This window comes from Gimesia sp. (genome assembly GCF_040219335.1).
Lineage (GTDB): Bacteria > Planctomycetota > Planctomycetia > Planctomycetales > Planctomycetaceae > Gimesia.
The window spans coordinates 60,202-72,441 of record NZ_JAVJSQ010000015.1; the positions used below are offsets into that span (position 1 = coordinate 60,202).

Consider the following 12,240-nt stretch of genomic DNA (forward strand, 5'->3'; position numbering starts at 1 on the left):
ACAGGAAGACAACGGCGCGAAAGAAACGTCTGCTGGTGGTCGGTCTGATCCTGCTGGGGATCGTGGGCAGTGCGCCTTTCTGGGGGCAGGGCTTGTGGGTCGATTTCTGTCTGCAGCGGGCGGAAGCAAATCTGGTCGCACGCGATCCGGAGCGGGCCCTGGAGTGGATTGCTTCCGCGGACGGATATGCTGTAGATAACCCGGAGCTGATTCTGCTGAAAGCGCGGGCGCTGCGGAAGTCGCATGATGTTCAAGCCGCTTATACTGAGTTGCAGAAGTACTTTGAGCTGGCAGGACTCACGCCGGCACTCGAGCAGGAGCAGTGGCTGCTGAAAGCACAGGTGGGAGATCATACCGATCTACAGATGCATCTCAGTGACGTTCTGATGGCTCCCGAGGGGGATCTGCAGGACATCTGTGAGACCTACGTCAACAGCTGTCTGTTGAATTATCAGTTCAATGATGCGCTCAAAATCCTGGAGCTCTGGGAAGCAGATTTCCCCGCTGATCCGCTGCCCCATTTTATGCGGGGGAAGATGTTTGAGCATAATCTCGCCTGGGATGAAGCAATTACTGAATATCAGCGTGTTTTGGATAAGGACCCCAGATATGCTCCTGCCGCTTACAGCCTGGGGCGAATCCACCTGACGTTGAAGAAGACGGAGCAGGCATTGGAGTATTATCAGCGGGCCGTTGAGGGTGCCGATCAGCCGGGACCGGCCCAGGTGGGAGTGGCCCGCTGTCTGCGGTTGTTGAACCGGAATGCCGAGGCGAAAGCGCTGTTGCAACAGGTGCTGGCGAACGAACCGGAGGAGCTGCAGAAAGCTTATCAGGCTTTGGGGGATCATAAAGCAGCAGCGCTGTCGGAGCCGCAACTGGAAATGGCCAGGCTGGAACTGGGGGCGAAGAATTACGAAGCGGCACTCAAGTGGCTGGAGCCGGCGGCAGAGGCAAATCCCCTGGACCTGGGAATTAAGAACTCACTGGTGCAGGTCTACAGCCGACTGGGCCGCAAGAAAGAAGCACGCGAATTGGGACAGGTCGTCAAGGAGACCAACGAAGTGCTGGCGGAAATCTCAGATCTGTTGAAAGTCGTGGAAGAGAATCCGGGCGATGCGGACTTACGATTTCAGGTCGGCAAGAAATACCTGAATTATGTTTCCGAGGAGCAGGGGGTTGTCTGGCTCAATTCGGTCATCCGGTTGAAGCCCACTCATCGTGAAGCCCATGCAGAACTGGCTCACTATTATGAGCAGAATCTCTTCCGTGGCCCCAGCTTCGAACGACTGGCCAGACAGCATCGTGCGCAGGTAGAGGCTTTGGCTGAACAGGAAGAGAATCAGGGCGTGCCTGTAAACCACAATGAAAACAAAGCGCAGGCGACGCCTGTCGAAGAGCCTGAAAAGGCCAGCCAGCCATGAGTGTCAAGCCGCCCGTAACCCCGTTTCAAACCGGACAGCCGTACCCCGACAATAGCCTGAGAACACCTGTTTCCAGCATCCAATCTTACTGGCTGATGCTGGTATTGCTGATGCTCTTTACCGGTTGTCAGTCTGAGACGGAGTCGGTCAAGTCGAGTTCGAAAACCACCCAAGAAGGAACGCAGGCATCGAGCTCTGCAGAGGAAGTGGCGCCTGTGTTTCGAGATGTCTGGCCGGAGCAGAAGCTGGACTTTACTTATCGCAATGGACGTGAAGCGGGAGAGCTGGCGATCCTGGAAACCATCGGGGGCGGCACCGCGATCTTTGATTATGATCGCGATGGTGAGCCGGATCTGTTCTTTCCCGGTGGTGGGACGTTTGAAAACAAGAGTACAAAGGGTTATCCCTCCGTACTGCTGCGGCACACGGGGGACTTTCGGTTTGAAGATCGGACCATTCCGGCGGGACTGGATCTGGCGGCGTTCTACAGTAATGGTTGTGCTGTGGGCGATTATGACAACGATGGTTTTTCCGACCTGCTGGTGACCGGCTATGGTGGTTCGGTGCTCTGGAAGAACCTGGGAGACGGAACCTTTGAAGAGGTGTCAGTGGATGCAGGTGTGCGTGACTGTTTCATGGGAACGAGTGCCGGCTGGGGGGACCTGAATGGTGACGGTCTGCTGGATCTCTATCTGACGCAGTACGCGGACTGGTCGTTCGAGAATCATCCCCCGTGTGAACTGACTCCGGGCGTACCCGATGTCTGTTCGCCTCATTCTTTCACGGGAATGAAAGACAGGGTTTTTTACAGTAAAGGGGACGGTACCTTTTACGATGCGACAGAGGAAGCGGGCCTGGTCCCCGAGGGTAAAGGACTGGGGGTGCTGCTGGCGGATCTGGATAATGATGCGGATCTGGATGTCTATGTGTGTAACGATACCGTCGAGAATTTCCTGTACCTGAATGACGGGAAAGGGAAGCTGGAGGAGGTGGGCATTATCAATGGTGCCGCCGTCGATGATGGAGCCACGCCGAATGGAAGCATGGGAGTGGACATCATGGACTATAACCAGGACGGTCTGCCTGATCTGTGGGTGGCGAATTATGAGAAAGAAGCGTTTGCTTTGTATCGCAATGACGGTGATGCCCAGTTTCTGCACGTAAGCAATGATACGGGAGTGACTTCGATTGGGACCCTGTTTGTCGGTTTCGGGACTGCCTGTGCGGACTTCGATCTGGATGGGGATGAAGATGTAATGGTGGCCAACGGGCATGTCGCGTACTACTCGACTCACTCACCATTTCGGCAGAAGCCACTCTACCTGGAAAATCGGGACGGACGATTTCAGCAACGGGAGTTCTCAGGCGACTCGTATCTGGGCCAGGCCCACACCGGCCGGGGACTGGCAGTTTCCGATTTAAATCAAGACGGGAAGCTGGATGTCGTGATCTCCAATTTTTATGATCCACCGGCAATTCTCAAAAATGAGACCGAAGAGGCAGGCTCCTGGGTTACTGTGCGTCTGATTGGTATACAGAGCAATCGAGACGCGGTTGGAGCACGGCTGGTGCTGCATACTTCAGCCGGCGATCAGGTCAGACAGGTCAAGGGGGGGGGCAGTTATTTGTCTGCCAACGACCTGCTTGTACACTGGGGAGTGCCTGAGGGCGTAAGTGTAGACAGTTTAGCTATTTACTGGCCCTCTGGGGTTGAACAGACGCTGAAAACCGTGAATCAGCGCGAGGTTAACCTCATTCTTGAGCCGACTCCCTGATCAGTTAAATTGGTGCTGAATGTCCAGAATAGCTCGTGTCGGCTCGACTCTCCGCTGTCAGTAACAGGCTGGTACACACTGAACGGTGTGTACGTAAGTCAGAAATTTTAAATAAGTTAAGTAAATCAAACTTCGTACAAAAACAGCGTGTTTGGTCGATACATCAGTATGAAGAGATTGTTTTATATTGAAGAAAATATAGAATAGATTATTGGGGAGGCCTTTAGCGCCCCCCGGACTTGATGTCCCTGGCACACCAGACCTCTGTCTTACGTCTGGATAGCTCATGTTGCCAGTTATTGTTTTTTAAAGTGCTCATTTTTTCTATTTTTCTGCAGGAGAGTGTCGATGAGAGTCTTCCAGAGAAGACGCGCATTCACGCTGATTGAGTTGCTCGTCGTGATCGCTATTATTGCCATTTTAATTGCCTTGCTGCTTCCCGCGGTGCAGCAGGCGCGTGAGGCCGCCCGTCGGTCGCAGTGTAAGAACAACCTGAAACAGTTCGGGCTGGCTCTGCACAATTACCATGAAACCCATGGCTGTTTTGGTCAGCTGACCCTGGCTGCGTACCACGAAGGCAGTGGTGGGGCTATTCGACCCTGGACCGGTTTCAGCCAGCAGGCGATGCTGCTCCCCTTCCTGGATCAGGCCAACATTTACAACCAGTTTGATTTCAGCCAGTCTTGTGAAGAGTCCCCCAATACCAACAACCGCAATGCGGGAATTGGCGTTTTCCGTTGTCCTTCTGATCCAAGGTACATCAACTATGGTGAAGGGCATTTAAACTATTACATGTCGGCAGGTCCTTGTATGGGTTGGGATCCTGACCTGGGATATCAGGTAGGTTTTTCTCGCTACGAACTCATTACACGAGTTGCTGATATTCTGGATGGAACTTCGAATGTGGTTGCGATGAGTGAACGGATAGTAGGTACTGCTAACAGCTCCACATTTAATATTAACGGCGATGTGGCAAGATCGGTTGGAACGAGCTTCAACTCAAGACAGACGACTTTCCCGACGAAGTCACAATTAGACACGCATGGAACTGCTTGTAGTAATCCTACTGCTTTCTATACACATCGTGGATCTCGCTGGATGCGGGCAGACGAGTGCTGGTTTAACACCTGGAACACGCCGAACTCGCCTAATCCGGACTGCAGTACCGGCAACGGTGGTCATGCAGGTGGTGATGCTCCTGCAGCACAGGCGGCCCGTAGCCGTCACACCGGTGGTGTGCATGCTCTGATGGCCGATGGCTCAGTACACTTTGTCTCTGAGAACATCGACTTACAGAAATGGCAGCAACTGGGCGCGATCGCTGATGGTGCCGCTGTCAGTATCAACGAGTAGTCTGACTCACTGAAGTCGTATCGTGTTAACGAACAGAACAGCCCGGCAATGTTTGTTGCCGGGCTGTTTTTTTTCAGTATAATCAGGCGTGACATGTCATTAGAAATTAATCATTTAGAGAAAAGAAATTAATCATTTAGAGAAAGGTACTCACCATGTCTAAGTTGGCGCCACTCTGTCTTGCGCTGAGTTTACTTTTTACGGGCTGTGGCGGAGGCGAGGGAACGGGGGAAACAACACCTGCCAATCAGGAAACGCCACCGACTCATGATCTGTCTGCAGTGAAATCGACTTTGAACGATATCGCGCAATCAGGTGAGATCAACAGCGCCTTTTATGGCATTCCGGAAAGTCTTAAAGAAGCGGGCAAACCGGAACTGGCAGAAGAAGCAGAGAAGCTGGGATCTCTGAAGAGTCCGAGCCAGATCAAAGCTGCTGCGAAAAAACTGGCAGACAAGCTTTAAACGCCGGTCGCTTCAGACCTAATACATAGAAAAACCTTCGGCTCAATGGGGCGAAGGTTTTTTTACGTACGCAGTTTCTTGAAGCCGTCCATAAAAAAAGGGAGTCGACAAGCTGTCGACTCCCCGGGTATGAACTGTCTGACTAAATCAGACTAAACTTTGGGTTCCCAACCGGGTTCGTATTCGCGTCCCCAGAAGGTCATGGCTTCTTTATCATCAACGATGTGCCCGTTGGTCGTATCGCACTGCAGGGTACGTCCGGTGCGGTGGGCGATGTTACCGAGATGGCAGAGCAGGGTACTCTTGTTGCCGATTTCGATTTCAGCGTTGAGGTTCAGCGGCTCGTTATTGCGGATGGCATCCACAAAGTTCTGAGCATGTTCGCTCATGCCCTGGTTGCCGTCAACTTTCTTGACTTCCTTATCTTTGGCATCCAGAACCGTGTAACCACCGGAGGTACCGAGGATCAGGTTCCCTTTGCTGCCGAAGAAGATCACGAAATCATTCTTGTGACGGTTACAGCTGGTTCCCTGCCAGGTGATCTGCTTGCCGCCATCGAATTCAAAAGCGACGACATGCGTGTCGGGAGTCTGCTGATCGTCGCTGTAGAAGTAACGACCACCGCTGGAAACCACGCGGTTAGGAATTTCTGCACCCAGGCCCCAGCGACAGAGGTCGAGCGAGTGTACGCCGTTGTTCCCCAGTTCGCCGTTACCGTATTTCCAGAACCAGTGCCAGTTGTAGTGAATCAGGTTGTCCACGTACTTCTGACGGGGCGCTGGTCCCTGCCAGAGATCGTAGTTCAGTTCGGGAGGCACAGCCGCCGGTTTCCCTTTGCCGATGGAACCGCGGGCACTCCAGTAGTAGGCGCGGGCCAGGTGAACATCGCCGATGATACCTTCTTTGAGCTGCTGAATCCCTTCCTGAATGGATTCACTGCTGCGACGCTGGCTTCCCATCTGGACGGCTCGTTTGTTTTTGCGAGCAGCCTCAACCATCATTTCCCCTTCTTTGGGGTTGTGGCAGCAGGGCTTTTCAACGTAGACGTGCTTGCCGGCTGAACAGCCGAGAATAGTACCGGGAGCATGCCAGTGGTTGGGAGCAGCGACGATCAGAGCATCCACGTCTTTGTCGTCGAGGATTTTGCGGAAATCACCGATGGCCTGTGGCTTCTTTTTCGTGGCTTTTTCCACTGTCTGGGCTGCTTTGCCGGCACGGGTGTCATCCGTATCACAGACGTACTTGATTTCGACCCCATCCAGGGCACCGAAGGTTTTCGCCAGGGCCAGACCACGCTGCATCCCCATGATGCCGATGGTAACTTTCTCACTGGGGGCTTTGTTGGCGGCGGACAGAATCGCCGGGGCGGTGATGCCGGCAGCGGTGGCAGCTGCGGCAGTCTGTCCCAGGAAAGTACGACGATTGACGGAATCGGACATAATCTCTTTCTCCGTAGAATAGACTTAAAAGCGGTATGCTAAAGGCAGGATGTTAATATGACAAACTGTATTCTAGTCGCATTTCAGGCCAAATAACACAGTAAAAATCGCGCAGCGGCCTATTTCTTAAAAAAGCTAACAATCTCTTGTGCTGTCGCGGTTTACCGTCAGAGTGCGGTGGAACGCATCAGGCTTTGCGAATGTAATGAGCGGCGTAACTGCGGACTTCCTGCCCGTTGAGGACATGGAACATACGAAGCTGCTGGATGGTTTCCTGGCTGAAGCGGCCCAAGGGGACGTGGATCAGTTTTTTCTGGTAGCGTTTGGCGAGGCGCTTCCAGCCGATGCCCGGCGGCGATTCGCTGAGCAGGGCAATATGCGATTCTTCACTGTAATGGCAGGCAGCGACGAGCAGTCGTTCTTCGAGGGTATCGACGAAGTCGAAATTGACTTCATTCCAGATGTCATACACCGGTCGGGGTGGAAAGAGGAACATCGCGCCTCCGTAGGTGGAGACGCCGATTCCCGGGCCGACCATTTCCTGACGGTAGTCGGTAGCGAAGAAGGCCAGCGTCGATTCGTCCTGGTGTTCTGCATGCCAGGTGAGGCGATAGGGATAGTCGCGCGGGTCCGCAGGTGAGTCAAAGAGCATGATCACGCAATCGAGCCGGCCGCGGCTGGGGGGGAGCACTTTGACGTGGATCTCACCGGTGTGCCAGTTGCGGAGGGTTTCGCGGAGATCGAGACCATCTTTCATACTGGTCGTGAATTTTTCGGTCCGGGCCAGATCGACGCCGAGCAGGTTCAAGGCGTGGTCTTTGACGCTGGTGCGGAACTTTTCGATGGCGACATCTTCCGGTGGCCAGCTGCACTGCTTATAGGGATTCCATTTCATTTCCCATTCGTTCTGCTGCGGTTTGGGAGGCCGGGGAACCAACTGACAGCTGCGCCAGGAGATGGGATTGCCGGGCAGGCGGTTGCTGAGTTCGACAGTGGTGCCGTCAGGGAGCTGGGCCTGTTCGATGCCGAAACGGAGTGTTTCGAACGGGAGTAAGTGTACGAACGGGTATTCGCGGGCTGTTTCTGCGATCTGGATCGCATACTGATCGCCGGCGACCTGCTGGGCGGCTTTGACCAGCGTATACAGGTCGGGAGTCATGCGACGTTCGATGAGCGAGAGATTCCGCACGTAGCGAAAATAGACCGAGAGCAGCTTGGGGGTAATCTTGCGTCCCCGGGATTTGAGTTCGACTTTGTAACGGTCCCGGGCGGTGAGTGCGAGTTCCTTGATGCCGTCGACCGAGAGGTTTTCATCATCTTCCAGTTCAGAACGGGCGGCTTCATAGAGTCCCGTGATGTAAGGGAGTTCTCCCAGCATGAACAGCAGCGTTTCGGTGTCGGCGGTATAAATGGATGTCTCGTTGACCTCTTCGTCCTCGACTTCGAGGGGCAGTTGATCGATGTAGGCGTCGTGAATCCAGGGCCAGTCAGACAGCGAGCAGACCAGCAGGATCGATTTGTATTTTTTCTCCAGTTCCCGCAGGCGGTGTGCCATCATTGTGCAGCGGTCGAGGGGTTGTCCTGCGGGCAGTTTGCTGAGCGCGGGCAGGACGGCGGCGGAAAACTTTTCGATGGGCACCTTCTTCAGTGCATAGGGATCCGGGAGGACGGCGGACATACTCTCGAAACGCTGCGTTTCCAGATCGATGAAGTGCCGGTCGATGTGTTCCATCATCGCGATGCGGAGTGCGGCGATGACCCCCTGGCAGGGATCAATGGGCACGTAGCTGTACATCTTCTGGTTGTCTTCGTCGTCCTCGTCCTGCTCCCAGGGTGGTGCTCCGGAGATGGGGGGCTCTTCCTGCAGGACCGCGGTGATACTGGGGAGAAAGGTAATGGCCCGCTCGACATCTTCCTGAAACGAGGCGGGCAGCGGAACGGCGAGGCAGTCAAAATCGTTGTTGAGCATCACTCGACGGACTTCGATCGCGAAGTCGCCACTGCCGTGAATGAGGGGCAGCACGGAGATGCGTGGGCTGATTTTCAAAAAACTGGAATGAGGGGCTGTCATGTTGCAATCGTCCAGTTTCTCAAGGACCGGAGTCAGTTCGCTGGGATCTATGACGGGATCAGCGAGTCCATTTCCAGTCGGGGGTCTGTTTCAGGTTGACCACACACTCTTCCGGCCACTCGCCCTGATACAGTTTCACAATGTTGTGAGCCGCCATCGCGTAAGCATCGCGGTGCGATTCCTGGTCCAGTCCGCCGATGTGACAGCTCAACAGTACATTGTCCAGCTTGATCAGGGGACTTTCAACAGGCAATGGTTCTTTTTTGAAGACATCGAGACCGGCGGCGCGGAGATGTCCCGACTGCAGGGCTTCAATGAGGGCGTCTTCGTCGACGAGGCCGCCGCGGGCAGTGTTGATGAGGACCGAGCCTTGTTTCATTTTGGCCAGCGAGTCCTTGTTGATCAGGTCGACAGTTTCGGGGGTGACGGGAAGGTGCAGCGTGACGTAGTCCGACTGGGCCAGCAGTTCGTCGATGCTGACCATGGTGACCGCGTGACTGTCAACAAACTGTTTGTTGGGGAATGGATCGTACGCAAGGACTTTCATGCCCATGCCGATCGCGCGGGTTGCGACTGCCTGACCGATGCGACCGAGGCCGACGATTCCGATGGTGCTGCCCCAGACGCGGGGAGTCAGAGCCCGTTCCCATTCACCGCGTCGGACAGCCTGGTCCTGGGAGCGGGTGAGTCGGGCGACGCCCATCAGCAGCGCGAAAGCCTGTTCGGCGACCGAGTGATGATTCACTCCCGGGGTGATGGTGACCGCGATGTCCAGATCGTCAGCGGCTGCCAGATCGACGGCGTCGAAGCCGACTCCATAGCGGGAGACGATTCTCAGATCGGGCAGTTGTGCGAGCACTTCGCGGGAATAGATTTCTGCACCGGCCAGCACGGCATCGTAGCCCTGTACCTGTTCGACGACGCGATGGGGTTCTTTGCGGAGATCCACGTCAGTCGGGACGGTGTCCACCTCGAATCCTGCAGCCTGAAGGATTTCAAAGTGCGGACCGAATTCACACATTTTAGCGGTACAGATGACGCGAGGCATGTTTCCGTTTCTTCTTCTAATACAGGTTTCGGGAATGAGTAACCGGTAGTGTTACTCTAGCGAATCCCGGGGTTGGCTGACAGTCAGCCGGAAGGAAAAAACGGAAGGCCCGCGAAGTGTCGGTATTTAATAAAAGCGTTCGGCCCGTTTGACGAGTTGGGGGTCTCGATCGCGGATGAGAGTCAGGTATTTTCGGGCCCGGGCGGCGGTTGTGGCGTCGGGACCGCCGTCCGAGGGATCGGAATAGCGGGAGGCGACCAGCAGGTAGCGGATGATGGCCTGGCGGATGCCTTTGTAGTCGTAGCCTTTGGCGTCATAGAGGGAGACGAGTCGATCCATAACGGTCCAGTCCTGCCAGCGCGCGAGGTCGGCAATGACGAGGTCAGCCAGTTCCGGGCGATTGAGCAGCATCCGCATGGATTGTCGCAGGCGTTCGGGGGGAATCTGATAACGCCCCTTACCGTAAGTCCACATGAATGAGACCGCTTCGCGGGCGGCGAAGAGTTCATTGGGTGATGTATTCTTCTGCTGGAACTTGGATCGCTCCAGGTGGTCGAGTCCTTCGCTGCCGGTGAGCATCAGGTAGCCTGACATCAGGCCGCCGATGCCTGAGCGGAGCCCCTGTGCCTGGACGTTGATTTTATCTTCCATGAAGTCGATGTCATCTTCATTTCCGCAGAGTCCCAGCATGAGTCCGTATAAGCCGAGGCGGGGGGCGGGCGTGGATTTGCTGCTCAACCAGTAGTGCAGCTTTTCGCGGGGGAGTTGTGGGGTCAGCGGGGCGATGTCTTCAAAGGGGGCGTTAGCGAATTCCGCAAAGGCATCGTTGGCGATGATCATATCCTGGTGTTCGAGGAACTTCAGAAAGTACTGCAGCCTTTCGGTGGTCGGTTTCTGCAGCGAGGGCGCCTGCATGACATACGCATAGCTGGCAGGGGTGATGGCCGTCGGGTTTTCCCAGAGGGGCTTGGGGCCGTGAGTGCCGGTGAGCAGGAACGGGCCGCCGGGCTTGCTGAAGTGATAGTGGTTGACCGTGATCAGCGAACCTTTTTCGTACTGAGTGCCCTGCGACTGTTTAATGACCTTCAGCACTTTGAAGACCGTGTGTCCCGGCTTCTCGATGGTGCCGGTATCGCCTTCGACCCAGCGGACCAGACAGGCGGTGTGGGCGTGTGTGAGTTTTTCGGTCAACGGGACAGAAGCCCCGGGGCAGAACGGACAGGCTGCGAGTTTTGTGGACAGCAGTGTGATCAGCAGGCAGCAGAACAGCCCAGGCCATCCATGGCAGGGTCGGATTCGATTCCAGTCGGTCATACCAGTTCCTTCTGGTAAAAATGTCGGTTAGTCTCGGTCAGTTCCTGCTGTTGAGCGCGACTGCAGGAACGTCGTCAGCATATGAGTGCGAACTACTTCAGGAAGAAGAAGCGTTCGGCACTTTTGACGGTCTTGGGATCTTCTTCGCGGAGTTTGGCGAGAAGTTCCCTGGCTTTTTCGGTCGTAGCGGCATCAGGGCCGCCACCTTTTTTGTTTTTCCCTTTGGAGGCGACGAGCAGGTACCGCACGATGGCCCGTTTGATGGAGGGGATGTTGTAGTCTTCGGCGCCGTACATTTCCATCAGGCGGTTCATGACGCTCCAGTCATCCCAGCGAGCGAGGTCCGCGACGACAAGGTCGGTCAGTTCGGGACGCTCGAGGAGCAGTCGCATCGATTTCCGCAGACGTTCTTTACTGATGCGTCCGTCGCCGTAGGTCCACATGAAACGCAGGGCCTGCATGGCAGCATAGGTTTCGCTGAAGGCGACATCCTTGGGGACAAACTTGGATTCATCGATTTTGTCGAGTCCGTCCGACCCGGTGAGCAGCAGGTAGCCGGAGATGACGCCGTCGATCCCCAGGCGGAAGTCTTTGGTGGGTTCATTGATTTTCTTTTCCATGAACTCCACATCTTCACCCTGTCCGCAGAGTCCCATCAGCAGTCCGTAGAGACCGATGCGGGTGACGGGTGTTTCGGGATCGGAGAGCCACTTGCGGATTTTTTCGCGGGGCATGTCTTTGGACAGCGTGGCGATATCTTCGTAAGGGGCGTTGGCGAATTCGGCATAGGCGTCGTTCGAGATCATCTGGTCCGGGAATTCCAGGAACTTCAGGAAGTAACGCAGCCGCTTGGATGTTTTTTCTTCTGGCGGTGGTGCCTGGGAGACGTAGTGGTAGCTGGTTTCGGTGACTTCGATCGGGTCGCCCCAGTCGACTTCTGCGCCTTTGGTGCCCAGCAGCATGAACAGGTTGCCTTTTTTGCCGGGACGATGGCGATTGATGGTGATTTTATCGCCGACTTTGAGTTTGTCCTTGTCTGACTGGCGGATGATCTCTTTGACTTCGAAGACGGTTTTACCCGCTTTTTCGAGGTCCCCTTTCTCGGCTTCGATCCATTGGACCAGCACGGCGACGTCCGACTGAGACAGTTGCTCGGTCAGGGTCAGCGAGGGAGCGGAGCAGAAGGGACAGGCCTGGGCCACAGGTACCTGGGCCAGCAGGATCAGTCCGCAGAGCAATCCCATGACGGTGCGTTGTTTCAGGATGCGATGTTGAAAGAAGTTTCTCAGACGATTCATGAGCCAGACCTCGTGGCGTTAGTTAACAATTTTGTAAAACGTGTTTTGTTTCCGTAA

9 protein-coding genes are annotated in these 12,240 nt (G+C 55.1%); 4 read left to right on the plus strand and 5 right to left on the minus strand.

Features of this window, described 5'->3' with window-relative positions; all coding sequences use genetic code 11:
• The first annotated feature begins 35 nt into the window (after positions 1–35).
• From RID21_RS13000 to RID21_RS13015, 4 genes are all read left to right on the plus strand, one after another.
• Entirely contained in the window at positions 36–1,421 is a 1,386-nt protein-coding gene (locus RID21_RS13000; protein WP_350189452.1) for a tetratricopeptide repeat protein, read from the plus strand.
• Entirely contained in the window at positions 1,418–3,196 is a 1,779-nt protein-coding gene (locus RID21_RS13005) for a CRTAC1 family protein (protein WP_350189454.1), read from the plus strand. Before RID21_RS13000 ends, RID21_RS13005 begins: the two co-directional genes overlap by 4 nt.
• Positions 3,197–3,544: 348 nt before the next feature.
• A complete protein-coding gene (locus tag RID21_RS13010; RefSeq protein WP_350189456.1) occupies positions 3,545–4,549 on the plus strand; it encodes a DUF1559 domain-containing protein in 1,005 nt (334 codons plus the stop codon).
• Positions 4,550–4,704: 155 nt separating this feature from the next.
• Positions 4,705–5,013 (plus strand): hypothetical protein, encoded by a 309-nt coding sequence (locus tag RID21_RS13015; RefSeq protein ID WP_350189458.1) that lies wholly within the window; start codon positions 4,705–4,707, stop codon positions 5,011–5,013.
• Positions 5,014–5,165: 152 nt separating this feature from the next.
• On the opposite strand, the gene RID21_RS13020 is transcribed toward RID21_RS13015, so the two are convergent.
• From RID21_RS13020 to RID21_RS13040, 5 genes are all read right to left on the minus strand, one after another.
• On the minus strand, positions 5,166–6,452 hold the full coding sequence (locus tag RID21_RS13020) for a Gfo/Idh/MocA family protein (protein WP_350189460.1): 1,287 nt from the start codon (positions 6,450–6,452) through the stop codon (positions 5,166–5,168).
• 187 nt (positions 6,453–6,639) lie between these two features.
• Entirely contained in the window at positions 6,640–8,523 is a 1,884-nt protein-coding gene (locus RID21_RS13025) for a hypothetical protein (protein ID WP_350189462.1), read from the minus strand.
• Positions 8,524–8,581: 58 nt separating this feature from the next.
• Positions 8,582–9,571, minus strand: coding sequence for a phosphoglycerate dehydrogenase (locus RID21_RS13030; protein WP_350189464.1), 990 nt, complete (start codon positions 9,569–9,571; stop codon positions 8,582–8,584).
• 126 nt (positions 9,572–9,697) lie between these two features.
• Positions 9,698–10,885, minus strand: a complete 1,188-nt coding sequence (locus RID21_RS13035) for a hypothetical protein (protein ID WP_350189466.1) — start codon at positions 10,883–10,885, stop codon at positions 9,698–9,700.
• Between the two features lie 92 nt (positions 10,886–10,977).
• Positions 10,978–12,183 carry a C2HC5-type zinc finger protein gene (locus RID21_RS13040; RefSeq protein ID WP_350189468.1) on the minus strand — a complete coding sequence of 402 codons (1,206 nt, stop codon included), beginning with the start codon at positions 12,181–12,183 and terminating at the stop codon, positions 10,978–10,980.
• Between the last annotated feature and the right edge of the window lie 57 nt (positions 12,184–12,240).